Source organism: Terriglobales bacterium, assembly GCA_035567895.1.
In the GTDB taxonomy this organism is placed as follows: Bacteria; Acidobacteriota; Terriglobia; order Terriglobales; family Acidobacteriaceae; genus Gp1-AA112.
On record DATMPC010000006.1, the window covers coordinates 1 to 21,128 of the forward strand.

A 21,128-nucleotide genomic window follows, 5' to 3' on the forward strand; every position below is an offset into this window, starting at 1 on the left:
GACTACCTGGAGCGCTACTACGACAAGTTCGGTGAAGGCGGCTTTCGGCTTCTCATGGATCACGGCGCCAACTTCACTGACTGTCGCTACGATTATGCGAACACGCGCACAGCTCCCGGTCACGCGACTCTTTTCTCCGGCGCGTACTCCGATGGACACGGCATCGCGGGCAATGAGTGGTGGGACCCCGTGTTGCGCAAAGTCGTTACTTCAGTCGAAGACGATCATTACGAAACACTGAAGCCTGGTGGATCGCAGGAGATAGGCACCTCTCCGCACAACTTAATGGCCGACACGATTGGCGACGAACTCAAGCTGGCGACAGCAGGCAAATCACGCGTCTTCGGTATTTCCATGAAGGATCGCGCGTCCATCTTCCCTGCCGGCTATTCCGGAAACGCCGGCTACTGGATCGATCGGATAGATGGGTTGTGGGTAAGCTCCAGCTACTACATGAAGGCATTGCCGCAATGGGTGGTGGACTTCGACGCGAGCGGTCCGGGCAAGAAATATCTCAACCAGGAGTGGAAGGGACCCGATGGCACTGTGCTCGACAACACAGCGCCTGCAACCAACAGCACCGGACAACCCCTCGGATTCTACGACTTGGTCGGCAAGACGCCATTCGCAAACGACTACGAACTCGATTTCGTAAAGGAACTGATCAAACAGGAGAAGCTGGGCAGCGGTCCGACCACTGATCTCTTATCTATCAGTCTTTCCGCGAACGACATCCTAGGCCACAAGGTTGGACCGAACGATCCCAAAATGGCAGCGATGGCGCTAGCGCTCGACCGGCAGCTTGCCGAGTTCTTTGGTTTTCTAAAGCAGCAGGTTGGACTGGACAACGTATGGATCGCGCTCTCAGCCGATCACGGCATCGCGCCGCTGGTCGATGACGCGCAGGCCATGCGCATTCCCGGCGGATATCTCGATGAATCGAGCATGGCGCAGCAAATCAATCAGCGGCTGACGGCTCGCTTCCCGCAGGTCACCGGCGGACCGCGCTGCTTGCGCCCGGAGGATGCCAAGCGCACCAATCGTGAAGGCACGCCGGATTTCGTCGCGTGGATGACATGGCCGATCGCGTATTTATGCAAAGACGACTTCGATGTCGCGAAGGTCGGTGAGGCTGAGGCTGAACAATTAGTCGGCGATACCTTCAAACAGGTAGCGTTCCTGCGCGCCGTCTACACGCGCACACAACTCACGCGAGGCACGCTGCCGGCTACTCCTTACAGCGAGCAGTACCTGCACAGCATCAGTGCGTACGGGGGGTGGTACGTCGTAGGGCAGCCGGCGCCATTCTTCATCGGCAGCCCTTCCGGCACAGACCACTCGACTCCCTATAACTACGATGCTCACGTGCCGCTGGCCTTTTATGGTGCACCGTTTAAGCCCGGCACCTATCGTGGGCATTCAGAACCAGTTGATATGGTCGCGACTTTCAGCGCACTGCTCGGGATTGAACGTCCGACGCATTCAATTGGGCGAGTCTTGACCGAGGCCCTGACGACATCCCGGTGACAGAAGCAAGAGCAACAGCAAAAGCTCACGCGGATTCACTCCGATTTTGCGGATGAACGCGGATTTTGCGGATTTGCGCGAACATCTCGGCCTACAAGCAATCGGATATTTGGCGTCTTACTTCACCCGATGGCCCGATCACCCGATTCGACTTCCGCCCTTTCTGTCTCCGTGGTTAAATCGTTTCTAGAATGAGCTCCCCTGCATTACCGCGCAGCGGCCCCGATCTCAGCATTAGTTTCTGCGGCCTGACTTTCAAAAACCCAATCATCGCCGCGAGCGGGACCTTCGGATACGGCGTAGAGTTCGAAGACATCGTCGCACTCGACAAGCTCGGCGGCTTTGTCGTTAAGGGACTCTCACTTGAGCCGATGGCCGGCAATCCTCCGCCACGCATGTTCGAGACAGCCGCAGGCATGCTCAACGCAATTGGGCTGCAGAACATTGGCGCCGAAGCTTTCCTGCGCGAGAAGCTTCCCATTCTGGCACGCAAAAAGAACCTGATCGTTATCGCTAACGTCTTCGGCTATGCGCGAGAGGACTACGAAGCCGTAATCCGCATCCTGAATGAAGGCGAAAACATCTCAGCTTACGAACTGAACGTATCCTGTCCTAACACAAAGCAGGGCGGCATTAGTTTCGGCAGTGACGTACATGCATTGGAAGAAGTAGTATCCGCCTGTAAGCGGCTCTCGCGGCGTCCCCTGATCGTGAAACTGTCACCTAACGTGACCAGCATCCCTCTGATGGCCAAGGTGGCCGAAGAGGCCGGGGCGGACGCAATTTCGTTGATCAATACTTTCGTTGCGCTCGCGATCGATCCTGAAACCCGCAAGCCGCGTATCTCGAATATTACTGCCGGCCTCTCGGGTCCCGCGATCAAGCCGATCGCTCTGCGCATGGTGTATGAGGCCTCCCGCGCGGTGAACATCCCGGTCATCGGCATGGGTGGAATCGCGACCGGCAGTGACGTCGTAGAGTTTTTGCTCGCAGGCGCAGCCGCAGTTCAGGTTGGCACTGCAAGCTACTTCGATCCCTGCGCGACCGAACACATCATCGATCAGCTCTATCGCTGGTGCATCGAGCATCGCGTGAGAGATGTGAAGGAGCTGATCGGCGGACTGAAAGTTGAAGGGTGAGAAAGAATCGGGTGATCGGGTGAAGTAAGAGACAAGAGGCTCGCCCTTCCGATCCCCTCCCTTTGGTCGAGGGACGACAGTCTTGGAAGTAGGACAACCGTGCAGGCCTTTTGGTCTTACTTCACCCGATGACCCGATCACCCGATGGCCCGATCAAACGAGAGCGCGGCAGTCTGCTTTGTTATAATCAGTTGGTTCCGAGCGGGAGTAACTCAGCGGTAGAGTGCGACCTTGCCAAGGTCGAAGTCGCGGGTTCAAATCCCGTCTCCCGCTCCAACTTGCTGAAGCTGTTTAAGTTAACCCTCGCTGTGGGCGAGGGTTTTCGGTGTTAGGCAAGCCGTCTTAGAGAGGGCGCGGTACCCAAGTGGTAAGGGAGAGGTCTGCAAAACCTTTATGCGTCGGTTCGATTCCGACCCGCGCCTCCATTCTTTCTTTTCCTCCGGCTGGCTTCAGCGGTACTCCGCTGTCTAAATCGATCATTCCGGCAAGATGACTGCTTTCTCCCTCGGGATCGCATCGTAAGCAGCTCTGTCGATGCTCAGGTGCGCCATCACGAGTTCCGGAGGAGTGTGCGCCAGCCACTCGGAAAGCGAGAGATCCTGATATCGGCTCGCCTTGAACATTTCCAGAAATCGAAGGTCTGTGTTGCCGGTGTTCTCGATGTAATGCGGTAACGTGTGTTGCACATAACCCACGTCGCCGGCTTCAAAATTCATCGTGCGAGCGCGGTGGCCGGTGGAAAGCACGGTCATCCTGCCCGTGCCGCTGATGAAATATTGCCATTCGTCGGCGTTCTGGTGCCAGTGCAGTTCCCGCATGCCCCCAGGATGGATCGTCACGATTGCCGCGGCGATCGTTGTTGATACCTTGAACGTGTTCGAGTCAACAATGAGAACCTCGCCACCTTTTGTTTTCTTCGCGGGCGCAAGTTGGCTGGTTCGAAACGAGAAATCGTGGGGCGATGGACCAAGCTTTCCTGCAGCAAGCTTTTGATCGTCTCCGAGCGAGCCGGGCATTGGAGCCTGGAAGATGAAGAGTTCGCCGTTGAACATCTGATCGACAGATTGCTTGGAGATTCCAAAATTCTTTAGCAGGACCTCCTTCGGCGTATGCGTCACGATGTCAGACAGCAGCACCGTCGCGTACTCGGAGAAGTCGCCGTCGTCGAATACCAGCAAAAATTCTGCGCCATCAGGGCCGAGTCCCTGGATGGAGTGGGGAATGCCGGTCGGAAAGTACCAGAGATCGCCCTGCTCCGTGTCCCGGACAAAACTTCGGCCTTCGTTATCGATGGCGGTGATTCTTGCGGAGCCGTAAAGCATGATGGCCCACTCAGCGGCGGTGTGCCAATGCAGCTCACGAACGCCGCCAGCCGTGAGTCTCATGTTCACTCCGGCCATGGATTTGGAAACAGGCAGCTCTCGGACTGTGACCTCGCGCGACCATCCACCTTCGAAGACGCGCCGGTTGGAGAGCGAGAACGGATACTTAAAAGTGGGCACACCACCGGCGTCAGTCAAGGGCGGGACACTTACATCCCGATTGGCGGCATCAAGAGCTTTGTTTGTCGGACCGGGATCGCTCACGCGCGTCGTTCTGCCGGTCTTTACTTCTCCTGACGATGACTGCGCTGCCGCAACATCGTTTATGGCCAGAATTCCCGCAACGCCTGCCACTGCGGCCGAGCCGAGTTCGAGAAAACCACGGCGCGAAATCTCGTTGTTATCGTTCTTGTCGTCCATCCCTGTGACCCCTCGCTGACCGTCTGAATTTTCCGCGCTGAGTTTACCGCAATCGCGGCACACGCAGATTATGGAGTGTCACGTAGTGTATAGGCGGAGTACTGAGACGAAAGCTCAGTCTGGCAATTTGGTCCCGAAGTATTGTTCCCGATGAGCAAAGCGTTAGGACCAGGAGAGGCGAACACGAAGGCCGCGAAGGCAAGACAAAAGGTCACGGAGGGCCATGGCTCTTTTCTGCGTGACCTTCGCCGTTAACTTCGTGACCTTCGTGTTCGCTCTTTCCGCAGGCATATGGAGCATCCATGCCAGCTTGCGGAACACCAAACCCCGAAGAAATGTTCCCTTTTGCCCGGCTGCTCAACGCGGCTGAGGTGGCTGGGGCAGCTTTTCGATGAGGCTTTCGTCCTTCTTCTGATAATGCTGCTCTACCTTGGCGAATTCCCTCCGTGAATCTTCGGTTTTCCCCAAGGTCTGGTAAATGCGCGCCAGCCGATAGTGCGCGTCAGGTTCGGCCGGATCGAGGTCCCGGGCGTGCTGAAGTGCGTCGATGGCATCGGCATAGTTTTTCTGACGCGTGTAGATTGTGCCCAGATCCATGTATGCCATCCGCAGATCAGGTTTTAACTGAAGTGCCTTCTTAAGCAGAGGAACGGCTCCGTCCGGATTCGTCCTCTTCATTTCTATATCGCCGAGATAGCCGATCGCCTGCGCGTTAGCCGGATCGTTGGCGAGTTCATTCTCGAACTCCTGCTTTGCCTCATCGAAGCGATTCGACTTCCAATACAGGAAGCCGAGTCCGAAATGAACATTAGGCTCTCGTGGAGCAACTCGCGCTGCCTGCTTGAATTCGGTGATCGCGTCCAGCGTTCGATCCGAACTATCCAAAGCTCCGCCAAGCAGCATGTGAATGGCTGCCGAGTCAGGATTCTGTTGGAGGATGTGACGGAATGTATCGATCGCGCAGGGATAGTTCTTCACGAACAAACAACTCTGAGCCAGCATCTGTTGCAGCTCGAGATTCGCTGGATCGGCCTTCGTTGCAAGTTCCAGTTGTTTAGCGGCCGCGTCGAACTGCCTGGCTCCGTAATAGCTCATACCAAGCAGAGTTCTCGCCTGCATGTTTTTCGGATCTGCTGCCAGCGCAGCGCGAAATGGGGCGATCGCTGCCTGGAACTTGCCCAGCTTGAAGAGAGCTAAGCCAAGATTGAGTTGAATCCCATTCAGCTTTGGATCTAGCGCGAGAGCCTGTCGATAGGCAACGACCGCTTCCTCGTATTCTTGCTGTTTGGATAGCACGACGCCCAGGCTCGCGAAGGCCGCAGCGTCACGGGGATTCTGTGCTGTGACGGCGCGCCACGCCTTGGTTGCGTCCGCAAGCCTTCCCTGGCGCTCGAGAGCCGTTGCGTCAGAAGGCATCGTCTGTGCCTGGGCAGGAGCAAGCCACAGAAGAGCGATCAGAGATATCGACACCCGGAGCTTCATTGAATGTCTGCAGACGTCAGTCGAACGGCGAGCAGCGTTTCACAACGATGTCTCATTCTCTTTGAGACTGTCATCCCTCGGCCGCCGCGGAGAAGTAAGTATGCCGTCGAAGCAAATGCGGCCCGGGGGATCTGCTGTTCTTCTCTGTCACGATGAGGCACAACAGATCCCGGCGCCGCAACAGCCAAATTCTCGGTGCATCATACAAGGTTGCGACGGCGCGAGGGATGACAGTCTAAAAACCTGGCTATACCGATCAGATCATCGACGTTCCTGATCGCAGAAACAGAGCACCAAGAAAAAACCCGCCTGGCTCCCACCAGGCGGGCGTGCGAGAGGGTTCCCATACAACCAAGGCTAAAAGATCACCTTCGCTCCGAGCTGCAGAGTTCGAGCATCGTTGGCGCTGGTGATCTTACCAACGTCAGTACCGCCGATCGCGCTGTTGATACCTCCACCATTTACGTCTCCGCGGAACTGCGTGTGGTTCCAAATGTTGTAGGCCTCGAAACGGAGTTCGGTGTGTAGACGCTCGGTGAAGGCGATGTTCTTGAAGAGCGCCATGTTCCAGTTGTCTCGCCCGGGACCGCGTAACGCGTTCTTGCGCATGTTGCCGAAGATCGCGGTTGTGCTGCCCGGTATGAGATTGATGGCAAAGGCTGAGGGATCAAACCATTGAATCGTGTTGTTTCCACTACTCAAGGTTGTCGCTGTGTGGGGATAGCTGATCGCTCCAACCTGATTTGGCCGCACGGAGCAGTTCTGAACCGTTTGGCACACATTGTTACCGGAGACGCCAAGGTTGATCGGCGCGCCCGTTTCCATCGTCACGATTCCTGACAACTCCCATCCTCCGACGGTGTTCTTCAGCAAATTGTTGGAACTGGAGCGGAAGAATGGAACGTTGTAGATGAAGTTGACGAATGCAACATGGGTACGGTCGAAGATCGACGGACCCCAATCGTTTTTCCATCCGAGATACGGATTCGACGTGTTGTTGAGATCAAAACCATCGCCGCCGGTGCCGGTTGTGGGATCCAGAGCGCGAGACCACGTGTACGCTCCCTGCAGTGAGAGGTCACGTATCTTCGATCGCAACTCAACTTGAAGCGAGTTATAGTTCGAGTTCGCTCCATTTTGGTCTACATTGATGCTGCGGTATCCCAAAAAGGGAACGGCCTTGTTGTACTGCGCGGCTGCCGTTGAATTGGTGATGAAGGTCGGCAGCAGGCTTGCATTGGGCAAATTGAGTTCCTGCCGGAAGCTCAAATACCGGTTTTGGTTTCCTACATACGATGTGGACAATACAGTTTGCCGGCCAAGCTGGTGTTGAATGCCAAGACTGTACTGATAGCTGGTTGGATTCTTGTAGTGTTTGGCGTCGAGCTCCTGAATGCTGTTAACCGTAACCGGAAGAGTCGCGCTGCTGATTGTTGCGTTGGTTTGATCAACCCCGACGTGGGGATCGGAGAGAGAAACGTTGCTTATCGAAGCTGATCCACCGAACAGGTTATTCCCGCCAGCCTGGTACATATCGTTGCCCTGGATGCGCTCGAACATGATGCCGAGTCCTCCACGAAGCACCGTCGTTCCACGTCCCGTCAGATCGTAGGCGAAGCCCAACCGAGGACCGAAGTTGTTCCAATGATTGTCCACCAGGGCGTTGGTTACCCCAGGAGTCTGGCCGGGCACGCCAAGACCATTTGCATATTGCAAGAGCCCATTGAGTGCAGGGTTGGGACCGGTGGCCAACGCTGGGCTCGCAGCTGTGCAGGAGGAATTCGGAATACCAGCTCCAGCGCAGATCGCCGTACCGTTGGTATTTGCGAACAGCGGAGCATTCGCCGGGTTGTACAGAGCCGGATAGAAGTTCGACATCTGTCCGTTGATTTCTGCCGTGTGCGGCATTCCGTCCCAGCGCAGGCCGAGGTTCAGCGTCAGACGCCTGGTGGCATGCCAGTTGTCCTGCACGTATCCAAACCAGGAAACGCTGTTCCAGTTTCGGTCGTCTTTGAGAGCAGCTTCGCTGTAGCCGCTGGAGAGACCGAGCAGGAAGTCGGCAAAATCATAGCCAGTGAAATTCCCGTTGAATCCGAAGTTTCCCTGCGTGGTGGTCTGCAATGGTTGCAGCTTCCGGAAGTTTAGCCAGCCGGCGCCAAACTTGAACTGATGTGCGCCGCGTGTCCAAGAGAGATCATCGCGAATCTGATAGCTGTCGGCAACGTTGCTCCAGGGCCACCAGTTCGCATCGTAACGCGACCCAGTCTTTCCACCCGCGTTCAGATTGATGATTGGAGTAACGTCTGTCGGGCTGCCGAAGAGCTTGTGCTGGGAGAAACCTGTATCTGTGAGCTTGTATTTGCCGGCGGGAAGGATGTTGATCCGGTTTCCGCCGTAGTTAAACGCCACTTCGTTGAGCAATGTTGGACCGATGATGTGCGTAGCATGAACAACCCCGCTGTACGACGGATTGCCAAACGTATCGAAAACGGTCGGCAAGTTAGCGCCGCCACTCCAGCGCGTGGGAATGTCGGTCTGCAGAATCTGCTCTGCGATGAAGTGGCCGAAGACAGAAAACTTCTCGTTGAAGGTATGGTCAACCCGGACCAGTTCCTCTTTCACGTTTGTGGGTGAATCGGCGCCGCCAATGAATGTGCGTCCCGAAGTGGGAGCTGGGAATATTCCGGCCTTAAGTAACGCCTGCGCGTTGGGATCGAGCAGAGATGCGGGGATCGTATTGTTAGGGAAGGGCTGACCCGAACTGAGACCGGCAGCGGTGAACTTCGCTTGCTGCGAGGAAGAGAGCGTGGAGAAGTTGGGTACGTGCAGCGTGGTCTGGCCGGTGTTGAGAACGCCGCCAAAGTTGAGGGCGTCGTTCATATTACCGCCATAGGTGCTGGTAAATGGCACATTCGTCCGCAGGGCGCCGCCCTGAATCAGATCGCGCCACTCCATGTTGTAAAAGAAAAACGTCTTGGGCTCAGAGCCGCTCTTGAATTTGACTGGACCACCAACGTTGAAGCCGTAAGTGTTAAACCGCAGCTTCGGCATCTTGTTTTCTGAGCCGTTCGCGTTGAATCTTGGAGTAAAGAAATTTCGAGCGTTGAAGGCATCGTTGCGCCCGAACCACCAGGCTGCGGCATGCAGCGTCCTGGTGCCGGACTTGAGCGCCGAAGTCACGGTTGCCGAAGATGACAGCCCGTATTCCGCGCTGTAGTTGGAGGTCAACTGCCGAAACTCGGCAATAGCATCGATGGAAGGCATCACAATCGCGCCTGAACCGCCTCTATCTGCAGCTTCGGCGCCATCGATCATGTACAAGTTGTGGGCTACGCGTTGACCGTTAAAGGCTACGTTCTGGTCGCCGCCCATTGGAGTCGGAACTTGGAAGTCCCCTTGCAGGCTGCTCGCTCCTGGAGTCAGGTTGACGATGGAGTACAGGCTGCGACCGTTAGTCTCGAGCTGCGTGATCTGCTCGCCGGTAATGATGCTGCTGACCTCGCCGTTCTCAGTCTTGACGACAATGGGAGCAGCTTCGACCGTGATCGACGTCTGGGTTGCGCCGACCTTGAGAGTGAAGTCGACGCGTCGACGGTCGGCTACGTTCAGCACGACTCCGGTCGTGTCTGCCAGGCTGAAGCCGGAGGCCTGGACTTTTACGTCATAGTTCCCGATCGGCAGTGCGCTCGCAACGTATTGACCAGCATCATTGCTCGTCAGTTTACGGGACTGCCCCGTTGCCATGTTGGTAATAGTGATCGCGGCATTCGGGACTACCGCTCCCGAACTGTCAGTGACTGTGCCTACGAGTGTGGCGTCTTGCGCAAAGGCCTGCACGGCAGACATTCCCAAAACCAAACTGAGTATCAGGAGAAAGTGTTTGCGGCGCGGCTTCGCGGCCTGAATAAGACTCTCGGCATACGTGGACGAAAGCTTCATTGCCAGCCTCCAAAAGGAGATTTTTGCTGCTCACGAATTTGACTAAAACCTTATAGATCTAAATCTAAATCGATTTAGATTTTTTCTCGGCCCGAAACTCTGCCACGAGCAGGCAGGGGTTGTCAAACCATTTTTGGGGCGGGATTTGAATTACCAACGAGGGAAGGAGAGGAGATTATCAGGACCGCGCGGTTTTACGCCCTCGCGAGTTGCCTGGAGTCATTTCAGTGCTGGCAAGAGCGCGCGTAGATTCACGAACTACAAGCATGGGTTCAACCAGGATCTCGGCAGGCTTTTCCTCGGGATGCTCGATTCTCTTGATCAGCGTGTTTGCCGCCAGCTCACCCATACGAATCAGCGGTTGGCGAATGGTCGTCAATCGAGGCACGTTGAAGGCAGCCTGGTCGATGTCATCGAAGCCGATCACCGAGACGTCTTTCGGCACTTTGAGGCCGGCATCGCGAAATGCGCGAATCGCTCCGATGGCAGAACCGTCATTGAAGGCGACAAGAGCAGTGAAATCGCGCGAAGCCTTCAACAGCTCTTTTGCCGCGTGATAGCCCAGGTCGGCCATGGTGGTGTCGTTACATTCGGGATACTTGCCTAACCCGCGCGTCAACCTGGGAGAAATCCGAATACGTAGGTCAGCCGCCGCTTTCTGCACGCTCTCCCATCGATCTTCGGTATCGCCATTGCCCTCGGGACCGCGGAAGAACGCGATTTTGCGATGTCCCAGGGTACGCAAATGCTTGAGCGCCAACCGCGCGGCACGGGCATTGTCGATGACGATGCTGCTCACGTCTGAGGCTTCGGTGATGTCAGAGACAGCAACCACGGGTACCGGCAGATTGCGTCCCAGCGGAGTGTTGATGAAGATCATGCCTTCAACTCCGCGGTCCAAAAGCGTGTCCGGCGACTTCTCGATCAGCTCGGGAGCACCTCGGTGGCTTACTACGAAATAGAAGTAGCCCTGCTGGGCAAGCCGCTTCTCAATTCCGCTGATCAGCGATGAAGAAAACTCATCGCCGATATCCGGGACGAGGACCGCGACGCAATAAGTCCGCTTACCATGCAGGTAGCGCGCAAAGACGTTCGGCCGGTAATTGAATTGCCGCACGGCCTCCCAGATTCTTTTCTTCGTCTTTTCCGCAATGGTAGCAGCCAGTGGGGAGTCGCTGATAACCACGGAAATCGTAGTGGGCGAAAGCTCCAGATGTTGCGCGAGATGCTTCAGCGTGACCCGGTCGCCGTTCCCATTCCGGGATGAATTATGGTTTTTCCCCGCCATTGTCCCTGATTTCCGCCTGCGAGCTTAGCACGAATCGTACCAGTAGCCTGACACGCGAGACGTGATCAAGGCAAGCAGAGAGCGGCGAATGATGGGCTTTTTATGGTGCAGCCCAGCCCATCGAAAGCTTGGCGATCGTTACTGCCTCCACAAAAGCGGCTCACCTGGCTCAACGCATCATCCCAAACAGAATCAATCCAAGTCCGGCGAGAGTGCTAATAAAGGACGAGAGCCAGAACACTGACAATGTCGTCAGTAGTGTTACTGAGCAGAGTACGAGACTGACCTCCAGCATGACTTCGGCAACGTCAAAGTATGTGGCGCGGTGGGCTGCAGACTCCGTCTCCGCTTCGAGGTGTTCAGCTTTTTGCCGGATCCTTTCTGCGTCTTCCGATTCCTTCTTGCCGGTTCCCGCCAGTTGACTCGCCAGATCTTTGCCCGATGCTGTCAGCATCGCCAGCCTGGAATCGGCTTCGTACATATGTGAGCGCGAGTTTTTTGCCTGGTAGTATCCCCACTGATCGGCTGCGCGAGTTTGCAAGACCACCTCTTCGGTGTGCATTCTGTGGGCAAGCATCGTCGCCAGGGCAAGAAAGACCGCAACCACGGCCATGGTTACGCCAATGCGCTTCTCACCCTGAACCTCAGCGCGTTCTTCTGCTTCCTTAAGCTCACTGGGCTCCATTCAACTCTCCTCTACGTTCCGCTTTCGTGACATCACCAACATTACGTCCGTTGGGCACGAGGCTAGCTTCCGCCTAGGACCAACGGCAAGCCATTCTTTTGATTGCCGACGATTACAATCTTTGAGTTCGGTGATGCTGCGACCTTTTCCGTCGCTTCGATTCCTTTCCACTCCAGCAGTCCCGGCGTGATGCCTTGCGCCACGATCGTCTGGAAGTCCTTAATGCCTTGGGCCTCGATTCTCTTGCGGTCGGCTTCCTGTTTCTCTTTTTGCAACTTGAACTGCATTGCGAGGGATTCCTGCTCGGCCGATTGCTTCAGCTCGATCGACCGTTTTAAGGCCTCGGGTAATTGAATGTCTCTCAGCAAGACTTTCTCAACCACGATTCCTCTGGACGCAAGTTGGGACGCCAAGTTTGACTCTATTTCTTTTGCTACCTGCTCTCTTTCCCCGGTGTAAAGCGCGTTTGCTCCATGGGACGAAGTGGCTTCACGAATCGAGGAGCGAAGCGTAGGCTCGACAATCTTGATTTGATAGTCAGCACCTAGACGCTGATAGACGTCGGCTGCCTTGTCCTTGTCGAGATGGAACAGCAGAGAAGCCTCCAACGTCATGATCAATCCCTCGCTGGAGGGAACCGACGCGGTCTCTTTTTGTTCCTGTGTCCTGACCGACAGCTGATTCGAAGACTTAAGCGGATCGATCAGGTGAATACCTTCCGGCAACACATCGCCAGTCACCCGGCCGAACTTCGTCAGAACACCGACATTACCTGTATCTACTTTCGTGATCGAGCATGCTCCCATAAAGAAGAGCAGCACCAGAATCACGACACTCAACACCACTCGTGACAAGCCACCAACATTCATCTGCTTTTCGCTTCCGTACTCCGGCATCTTCATCGCCTCCTCCAATTTAAGAGCGTTAAAGGCCATGATTCCGCATACGAGCGGTACGCGGTAGTGCCTTAGTGAACACCAACCTCGAATTCCCTGCGAATTTCCGGTTTTACGGAATGATTTCGCAATGCGAACCTGTGGGGATGTCGGAGAATACGGGTACATGGGGCGAATTCGAATCGCCTGAGGGCATAACCGTTCCGTCTTTTCAGATGAACTCTGCCTCCACTGCCATTGATCGCGAAGTCATCGCCGAACGAGGTGCTGTTCAGGCGCTCGTGACCGCGTTTTTTGCGTTGTTCTGCATCGTGGGCCTGTCCTTGTGGGGGCTGCCGTTCTTTTACGACTTCATGGTGCGCCAGTTCGGATGGACGCGCGCGCAGGTTACATCGGGCAACGCCATCAGCAAGCTCATCGTTGGACCGGCATTCGGATTCTTCGCCGGATGGATGGTGGACCGCTTTGGGCCGCGACGGCTGATGATGACCGGGATCCTATTGGCTGGGCTGGCACTTGTGGGACTCGGAAGCGTTTCCAGTTTGGGAATGTTCTACCTGTTTTACGTATTCAATGCGCTGGGCTACGTCTGCGGTGGACCGCTGCCGAACCAAGTACTGCTCTCGCGGTGGTTCGACAAGTCACGGGGAAAGGCTATGGGGATCGCCTACCTCGGAATAGGACTCGGTGGGGCCGTGTCACCGTGGATCTCACATCTGCTGGTGCAGCGATACGGATGGCAGGCGGCGTTGAAGCTGCTAGGTGTGTTGATCGTGGTCATTGCATTTCCGCTGGCCTTCCTGGTGAAGGATGTGCCTGCGCAGCGTTTGATTTCAGCGCGCACGGCATCGCCCGGCATACGAGAGGCGTTCAAGAGAGCGACACTCTACCTGCTGATAGCCGCCAGCATGTGCTCGATAGCTGCCGTCAGCGGAACTCAGCAGAATCTGAAGCTATTTTTGAGCCTCGATCAGCACTATTCGCAGGCCGCGTCGACCCGAATCCTGTCGCTGGTCCTGACGTTCAGCATGGTGGGACGATTGCTCATGGGCTGGCTGGCCGATCGTTTCCCCATCAAGTATGTAATGCTTTTGATTTATGCGTTGGTGGCGGCTGCCATCCCCTTCCTGTTTTTCGCTCCCGATGCCGCTCCCATGTATGTGTTCGCAGTCCTGTTTGGCATCGGATTGGGCGGAGACTACATGATCATTCCGCTCATGACAGCGGAAATCTTTGGTCTACAGATTTTGGGAACGCTGCTCGGCGTGATACTAACTGCAGATGGAGTCGCAGAGGCCGCCTCGCCCTGGCTGGTGGGACATCTGCGCGACGTGACTGGTAGTTACGCCGCAGGATTCAGTCTCCTGGTGGTGATGGCGCTGTCGGGGGCCGGCATCGCGATAGCGTTACCGAAGAAGGCCAAAGCATGAACACAAACGCGATCGCCCGCCTCGGAGGCATGCATACCGTCGAGCGCTTTGAAGCGCATTTGCGGTCCTTGGGAGTAACGATCCCCTGCGATCGCGAGCCGCTGACTGCGCCGGATTCCCCGCTCTCAAGGCCACTCGAGCGTGACGGGATCAGGATTGCAAATCGAATCGCGGTTCAGCCAATGGAAGGCTGGGACGGTACTGCCGATGGCAATCCCACGGAAAATACCCTGCGCCGCTGGCAGCGCTTCGGACGCAGTGGCGCGAAATTAATTTGGGGCGGAGAGGCGGTCGCGGTTTCACATAGTGGTCGCGCCAGTCCGAATCAGTTGGTAGCAGCCGAGCACACGCGAAAGGGACTGGAACGTCTGCGCTCGGCACTACTGCTCGAGCATCGCCAAACCACCGGCTCTGACGATGGATTGCTGATCGGCCTGCAACTCACGCATTCCGGGCGCTTCAGCCGTCCCAATGTGAAGCAGCGCGCGGAGCCGCGCATCTTATACCGCCATCCCATTTTGGATCGCCGCTTGGGATTATCGAGTGACTATCCAACACTAAGCGATGCCGACATCGAGGGGATCATTGCCGACTTCCACGGCGCCGCGCGGATGGCATGGGAGCTTGGCTTCGACTTTGTCGATGTGAAGCACTGCCACGGATATCTTGGCCACGAGTTCCTAAGCGCGCACACGCGCACAGGAAAATATGGAGGCGGCTTCGACAACCGCACCAGATTCCTGCGCGAAGTTGTGGAGGGAGTTCGCACATCCGCTCCAGGACTGAAGATCGGCGTGCGCCTGTCAGCGTTTGATCTCGTCCCATTCCGGCCCGATCCGGAGCTCTCGTCACCAGAAAAGCCTGGCCCAGGCATTCCCGAAGATTACGATGGACTCCTTCCCTACAAATTCGGCTTCGGTGTCAATGAACGACAGCCGACCGAACCGGACCTTCGTGAGCCGATTCAGTTCTTGTCGTTGCTTAAGGAGTTAGGAATCTCGCTCGTGAACATCACTGCTGGAAGTCCTTATTACAATCCGCACGTGCAGCGTCCGGCCCTGTATCCGCCTTCCGATGGATACCTCCCGCCAGAGGATCCATTGGTTGGTGTCGCGCGGCAATTAAAGGTTGCTCAACAGTTAAAAGCGCAGTTTCCCGAAATGGTATTTGTTGGCTCCGGTTACAGCTACCTTCAGGACTTTCTTCCAGCCGTCGCCCAGGCTGTGGTGCGCGACGGTTGGATCGATTTTGTGGGCCTTGGCAGAGTCGTGCTGTCTTATCCCGAAGTCCTGTGGGACGCATTGCAAGGTCACCCGATGCAGCGAAAGCTTGTTTGCCGCACCTTCAGCGATTGCACAACGGCTCCGCGAAATGGTTTACCCTCAGGCTGCTATCCGCTGGACAGCTACTACAAGAATTCCGAATTGGGACAACTCTTGAGGCAGGCCAAGACCAAATCTGGTCCAGCAAAGTCACCGAATGCTGACGTACCCACGGCAGCCTTAACCTCCGTTCAGGAAACAAGCAATGACGATTGAGGCGATTCGTGATCGACAGAAGCTGCGGCGAAAGGTGCAGGGCATCGCCGCCGCGCTGCTGCCCTATTCGCCAGACAGCAGAATTGCAGTTGAGGCCTTTCAGCACCATCTTCTATTAACACAGCGAGCTGGTTTGATGAACGCCGTAAACATGGATACCGGCTATGTCAACTACTTGAGCGGGGCAGAAAAGCATAGTGTCTTGCAATGGACGCAAGAGGCCCTAGGCAAGAACACGCCATTCGTGGCCGGCGCGTATATAGAAGGAGAGGATGGCGATGTAGTCGCGCTCTACCGCCGCGAGATGGATCGCATCGCCGAGCTCGGCGGCACGCCAATTCTGTTTCAGACGGCACGGCTGCACGGCAAATCTGCGCGCGAGAAGATTGCGGTTTATGAAGCAGTCTGCAAAGGATACGAGAAGGTTCTGGCGTTTGAACTTGGGCGCGTGTTCGCTCCGAACGGCGAGATCTTCGAGGACGAGATCGTTAAGGGATTGCTTGAGATTCCCGAGTTGAAAGGGATGAAGCATTCGTCGCTCGATCGGCTGGAGGAACTCAGCCGACTCACGCTGCGGGACCAGAAACGCCCGGACTTCGCGATCTACACAGGCAATGACCTGGGAATCAACATGATCGAGTACGGCTCAGATTACCTGCTAGGCCTTGCGACGTTCGCCCCTGAGAAGTTCGCCGAACGAGATCGCCTCTGGGAAGCAGGAGATCCGGCGTACTACGCGCTTTCTGACGCGCTGCAGCATCTGGGCAACATAGCGTTTCGCGAGCCGGTTCCGGCTTACAAGCACTCTGCCGCGGTATTTTTGCACTTGACCGGTCGCATTCCTTCAGATCGTTCTCATCCAAAGAATCCTCTTCGCCCGAACTGGGAACACGAAATCTTGCTGGACTGCGCTCGAAGGCTGGGTCTCCAGTCCGACGCACGCGCAGAGTTCAGTATGGATCCCAACGCGTCAGGCGCGGCGCACCGGCCTAAGGTTATTTCCAATCAGCAGGCTTAACCGAGGAGGCGGAAAACGCCGCGCCTCTTGGTCTTGCGATGGATGCTCGACACGAGACAAACGGCCTTCTTTCAGCAAATACTCATACGCCTCCTGCCCGGTTGGGACCGCTGCCGTAAGGCTCGTGTGTTGCACTACGAATCGCGGTGTACCGTCTCCGGTGAAAACGCCGGCAGGCACACGGCGATGTATTCGGCTCCTTCGGGAGTCGAGTACTGAATCCACTCTCCTCTGTGGGCAATCACGGCCTGCCCAGCTCGCACATCGAACGCTCCATCTGCGTGCTTCACGCGCACCGTGCCCTCGAGCACGATCGTAAATTCATCGAACTCCGGACGCTGTCCCGGCTCTTCCCATCCCGCTGGACTACGCATATGCGCCACGCTCGCGGTCTGGGTCTTGCTATTCACACGGCCAACGTATTCGTCGATTAGCTTCGGTTTCGTGCCCACGGCTTGAATGCGCGTTGGCTGAGAGATGAGAGTTGGCAATTCGTTTCCTCAGAACGGCCAAGCATTTCCTTTAGAACAACGGATTTCAAAAAAATATTTTGATCGCCCTTGTAACCCGCTGATCTGCTTGGCTCCAACAAATCTTAGAGCAACGGACAAACCTTGCCATCGCTCCCGTTTTCGGAGTACCACAAAAGAGTTCGACATATGACAGGAATAAGCACACTGAGGCAGTGCTCTGGCTCTGCGGTAAATGCGGCGAGCAGGAAGCATTGTGCAGCTCAATCTCGGACTCCTTTTCACGATGGAGCAAAATGATAAAAGGCCAGAGCCGCAAGATCTTCCGGTTCGACACTATGCAAACCGCAACATCTTCCGGTTTAGACGCGGGAAATGCAGTCAGAAATCAACGTAACCCATTCCCTGAAAAGGGTTTGATCGGGCACCCAGGGGGGCGGGGGTAGTCTAGTTCCCTGAAGATCGGTCTCGCTGCACGATACTGCATATGCGTCCGACCGTCAACGGTTTGACATGATGTATAGTGCATCTTTATTTTAAGAGATTAGTTAAGAGATTTAGGAGTTTCTTGAATGGACTTCGCGCTCGCCGTTGATCCAGACAAACAGACGCAATTCGTCGATTTCCAGACGCATCCTTTGCGCTACCAGCACTGGCAGCTCAAGTTCGATGGACCGGTCGCCACTTTGATGATGGATACAAAGGAGGACGGCGGGATTCGCCCCGGATACAAGCTCAAGCTGAACTCATACGATCTTGGGGTCGACATCGAGTTGCACGACGCTCTGCAGCGCATCCGCTTCGAGCATCCCGAGGTTCGCGCTGTCGTCCTCACCAGCGCCAAGCAGCGCGTCTTCTGCTCCGGCGCAAACATTTATATGCTGGGCAGCTCGTCGCATGCCTGGAAGGTGAATTTCTGCAAGTTCACCAATGAAACCCGAAATGGGATTGAAGACGCCAGCCATAACTCCGGCATCAAGTTCCTGGCGGCATGCAATGGCACAACCGCAGGTGGTGGATACGAACTCGCTCTTGCCTGCGACAAAATCATCCTGATCGATGACCGCTCTTCCGCGGTGAGTCTGCCTGAAGTTCCACTGCTCGGCGTTCTTCCCGGAACGGGAGGACTGACTCGAGTGACCGACAAACGGCAAGTGCGCCGCGATCTGGCAGATATTTTCTGTACGGTTTCCGAAGGGATTCAGGGGCAGCGCGCGAGAGATTGGCGGCTTGTGGACGAGGTGGTGAAGCCGGCGCAGTGGAATGAGCATATCCAGAAGCGTGTCCAGGAGCTGGCCGCGCAAAGTAATCGTCCCACCAACGAGAGCGGGGTGGAGCTCGCGCCGCTCAAACGTAACGTCGACGACCACGGCTATCACTACGAATATGTCGATGTAGTCTTCGACCGCGAGGGACGCACCGCGACCATCACTGTGCGCGCTCCGCAATCGGTTACAGCGAAATCCCTTTCTGAAATTACGGCCGCAGGGGCGAACTGGTGGCCACTGCAAATGTCGCGAGAGCTCGACGATGCCATACTCAGCCTGCGTACGAACGAACTTGAGCTTGGCTTGTGGATTTTGAAAACCAGCGGCAACGCCGATGCCATGCTCGCGATTGATCGTCAACTCGTGGAGCATCGCTCGAACTGGTTCGTCCGCGAAGTGATCAATATGCTGCGGCGTACGTTCGCGCGGCTCGATGTCGCTTCGCGATCGATGTATGCGGTCATAGAAGAGGGCTCATGTTTTGCGGGCACGCTCTTCGAGCTCGCGCTGGCCGCCGATCGCACCTACATGCTGAACAATCCGGAAAATCCTGAGGGCACCTTCATTGCTCTGTCGGAGATCAACTTTGACATACGCCGCGACGTAGAGACGCAGTCCGCCGCAGCGGCCTCACCATGCTGCCTGCTGGAATCAGTGAGCGGAATGACACGATTGGTTTCGCGGTTCTATGGCGACCGCGACAAGATTGAGTCCTTGCGCGCTTTGATTGGCAAGAAGATTCTCGCCGAGGAGGCCGCTGAAGTAGGTCTGGTAACAGCAGCACCCGACGATCTGGATTGGGCAGACGAGCTTCGCCTGGCGATCGAATCTCGGGTAGCGCTCTCGCCCGACGCACTCACAGGGCTCGAAGCCAATCTCCGGTTCGCGCAGCCCGAGTCCATGCTGACGCGCATCTTCGGTCGCCTTTCGGCATGGCAGAACTGGATTTTTATTCGCCCGAACGCGGTTGGACAGACCGGCGCGCTGAAGGTGTATGGCAGCGGGAGCAAAGCTAAGTTCAATTGGGAGCGCGCGTGAGCATGGAATTGCTGTAATCCTCAGGAACAAAAAGCAACTACACACGCAGATGAACACAGATTTATGGATTAACGCAGATTTGTTTGGGCGAACCAAATTCAAGAGCATTTCCCTTATCTGCGTATATCCATGAATCAGCGTTAATCTGCGAGGGTAGTTGTCTTTCGCATAGAAGGCGACAACGGATCATTTCGTGGAGAAGTAATGAACATCGACTATTCACAACTCATCCCCAATAACGTCGAGTTAGCCGGCGACCGCGCACTTCAGCGTGCGCTTGAACGCTGGCAACCCGCATTCCTTGGCTGGTGGAACGATACCGGACCAGCCAAGACTTCTGACCTGCAGGTCTATCTGCGCACGGCGACCAGCGTGGAGAAAGACGGCTGGGCGAATTTCGGCTACGTGCGCATGCCTGAGTATCGCTGGGGAATTTTCCTGGTCCCGCGCGATGAGCAGCGCAAGATTCACTTCGGCGATCATCAGGGTGAGCCGGCGTGGCAGGACGTTCCCGGCGAATACCGCTCCACGCTGCGCCGCATCATCGTCACGCAAGGTGACACTGAGCCCGCATCGGTCGAGCAACAGCGTCTGCTCGGGAAGACCGCGCCTTCGCTCTACGACATGCGCAATCTCTTCCAGGTAAACGTCGAAGAAGGACGTCATCTGTGGGCAATGGTCTATCTCCTGCATCGTTACTTCGGAAAAGACGGACGCGAGGAAGCCGAGTACCTGCTCGAGCGCCGTTCTGGCGATACCAACAATCCTCGCATTCTGACCGCTTTCAACGAGCAGACACGCCACTGGCTGGCGTTCTTCATGTTCGCTTTCTTCACCGATCGTGACGGCAAGTTCCAGCTCTCTTCACTGGCGGAGTCGGCCTTCGATCCCCTCTCGCGTACCTGCCGCTTCATGCTGACGGAAGAGGCGCACCACATGTTTGTCGGGGAATCCGGCGTGGCGCGCGCAGTGCAGCGGACCTGCGAAGTCATGAAGGAGCACGGGATCACGGATCCGAAAGAAGGACGACAGTTCGGCGTAATCGATCTCCACACCCTACAGAAGTTCGTGAACTTCCACTACAGCGTAACCCTCGACCTGTTCGGCTCCGACGTCTCTTCGAATGCAGCCACGTATTACACGACTGGCTTGAAAGGCCGGTACGAAGAGGGCAAGCGCGATGACGATCACAAGCTCTCTTCTGACGAATACAAAATGCTCGACATGGAGAACGGAAAGATCGCCGAAAAGTCCGTTCCGGCACTGACAGCGTTGAATGCAAGGCTCCGCGACGACTATATAGAGGAGATTCAGGGCGGACTCAATCGCTGGAACCGTATTCCCGAACAGCATGGAATCCCATTTCGGTTCAAGCTGCCCCACCTGGGATTCCATCGCAAGATCGGAAACTTCGCTGGTCAGTTCATCAGCCCCGATGGGCAGGTGATAACCGAAGCGGAATGGAACCAGCAACGCGATAACTGGATGCCGTCGGAGAGTGATCATCAATTTATCGAGTCGTTGATGGGCCAGGTGATGGAACCTGGCAAGTTCGCCAACTGGATTGCCCCGCCTGCGCGCGGCATCAACGGCAAGCCGATCGACTTTGAGTATGTGCGGTTCAACTAGCGGCTTGCTGCCAGCTGTTAGTTTTCAAACAGAGCGCCC

General features: G+C 56.0%; 14 protein-coding genes and 2 tRNA genes. 9 read left to right on the plus strand and 7 right to left on the minus strand.

Annotated features, from left to right (window positions below; all coding sequences use genetic code 11):
* From VNX88_01115 to VNX88_01130, 4 genes are all read left to right on the plus strand, one after another.
* Window positions 1-1,527 (plus strand): alkaline phosphatase family protein (locus tag VNX88_01115; protein ID HWY67229.1); only part of this gene is annotated, 1,527 nt, incomplete at its 5' end.
* A 191-nt stretch (window positions 1,528-1,718) separates the two neighbouring features.
* Entirely contained in the window at window positions 1,719-2,666 is a 948-nt protein-coding gene (locus VNX88_01120; protein ID HWY67230.1) for a dihydroorotate dehydrogenase, read from the plus strand.
* Window positions 2,667-2,867: 201 nt separating this feature from the next.
* Window positions 2,868-2,942, plus strand: a tRNA-Gly gene (locus VNX88_01125).
* Window positions 2,943-3,016: 74 nt separating this feature from the next.
* Window positions 3,017-3,091 (plus strand) — tRNA-Cys (locus tag VNX88_01130).
* Window positions 3,092-3,142: 51 nt separating this feature from the next.
* On the opposite strand, the gene VNX88_01135 is transcribed toward VNX88_01130, so the two are convergent.
* From VNX88_01135 to VNX88_01160, 6 genes are all read right to left on the minus strand, one after another.
* Window positions 3,143-4,408 (minus strand): cupin domain-containing protein, encoded by a 1,266-nt coding sequence (locus tag VNX88_01135; protein HWY67231.1) that lies wholly within the window; start codon window positions 4,406-4,408, stop codon window positions 3,143-3,145.
* 357 nt (window positions 4,409-4,765) lie between these two features.
* Window positions 4,766-5,890 carry a tetratricopeptide repeat protein gene (locus tag VNX88_01140; GenBank protein HWY67232.1) on the minus strand — a complete coding sequence of 375 codons (1,125 nt, stop codon included), beginning with the start codon at window positions 5,888-5,890 and terminating at the stop codon, window positions 4,766-4,768.
* A gap of 357 nt (window positions 5,891-6,247) precedes the next feature.
* Window positions 6,248-9,829, minus strand: a complete 3,582-nt coding sequence (locus tag VNX88_01145; GenBank protein ID HWY67233.1) for a carboxypeptidase regulatory-like domain-containing protein — start codon at window positions 9,827-9,829, stop codon at window positions 6,248-6,250.
* Window positions 9,830-10,007: 178 nt separating this feature from the next.
* Window positions 10,008-11,117: a LacI family DNA-binding transcriptional regulator gene (locus tag VNX88_01150; GenBank protein HWY67234.1), complete on the minus strand. Its 1,110-nt coding sequence runs from the start codon at window positions 11,115-11,117 to the stop codon at window positions 10,008-10,010.
* A gap of 169 nt (window positions 11,118-11,286) precedes the next feature.
* Window positions 11,287-11,802: a DUF4337 domain-containing protein gene (locus VNX88_01155; protein ID HWY67235.1), complete on the minus strand. Its 516-nt coding sequence runs from the start codon at window positions 11,800-11,802 to the stop codon at window positions 11,287-11,289.
* A gap of 62 nt (window positions 11,803-11,864) precedes the next feature.
* The gene (locus tag VNX88_01160) at window positions 11,865-12,704 is read right to left on the minus strand and encodes a prohibitin family protein (protein ID HWY67236.1); all 840 of its coding nucleotides are present in this window, start codon (window positions 12,702-12,704) and stop codon (window positions 11,865-11,867) included.
* Between the two features lie 68 nt (window positions 12,705-12,772).
* On the opposite strand from VNX88_01160, the gene VNX88_01165 reads away from it, so the two are divergent.
* Genes VNX88_01165 through VNX88_01175 form a run of 3 tightly spaced genes read left to right on the plus strand, consistent with a single transcriptional unit; the run spans window position 12,773 to window position 16,684 of the window.
* Entirely contained in the window at window positions 12,773-14,128 is a 1,356-nt protein-coding gene (locus tag VNX88_01165; GenBank protein ID HWY67237.1) for an MFS transporter, read from the plus strand.
* The gene (locus VNX88_01170; GenBank protein HWY67238.1) at window positions 14,125-15,666 is read left to right on the plus strand and encodes a hypothetical protein; all 1,542 of its coding nucleotides are present in this window, start codon (window positions 14,125-14,127) and stop codon (window positions 15,664-15,666) included. The genes VNX88_01165 and VNX88_01170 overlap by 4 nt, the downstream gene beginning before the upstream one ends.
* Window positions 15,656-16,684, plus strand: a complete 1,029-nt coding sequence (locus VNX88_01175; GenBank protein ID HWY67239.1) for a dihydrodipicolinate synthase family protein — start codon at window positions 15,656-15,658, stop codon at window positions 16,682-16,684. Before VNX88_01170 ends, VNX88_01175 begins: the two co-directional genes overlap by 11 nt.
* Window positions 16,685-16,818: 134 nt before the next feature.
* Here the strand turns inward: VNX88_01175 and VNX88_01180 are convergent, their stop codons facing one another.
* Window positions 16,819-17,175, minus strand: coding sequence for a hypothetical protein (locus VNX88_01180; GenBank protein HWY67240.1), 357 nt, complete (start codon window positions 17,173-17,175; stop codon window positions 16,819-16,821).
* Window positions 17,176-17,726: 551 nt separating this feature from the next.
* Here VNX88_01180 and boxC point away from each other — a divergent pair.
* Window positions 17,727-19,460, plus strand: coding sequence for a 2,3-epoxybenzoyl-CoA dihydrolase (gene boxC, locus VNX88_01185; GenBank protein HWY67241.1), 1,734 nt, complete (start codon window positions 17,727-17,729; stop codon window positions 19,458-19,460).
* A 204-nt stretch (window positions 19,461-19,664) separates the two neighbouring features.
* Window positions 19,665-21,089 carry a benzoyl-CoA 2,3-epoxidase subunit BoxB gene (boxB, locus tag VNX88_01190; protein ID HWY67242.1) on the plus strand — a complete coding sequence of 475 codons (1,425 nt, stop codon included), beginning with the start codon at window positions 19,665-19,667 and terminating at the stop codon, window positions 21,087-21,089.
* Window positions 21,090-21,128: the final 39 nt, after the last annotated feature.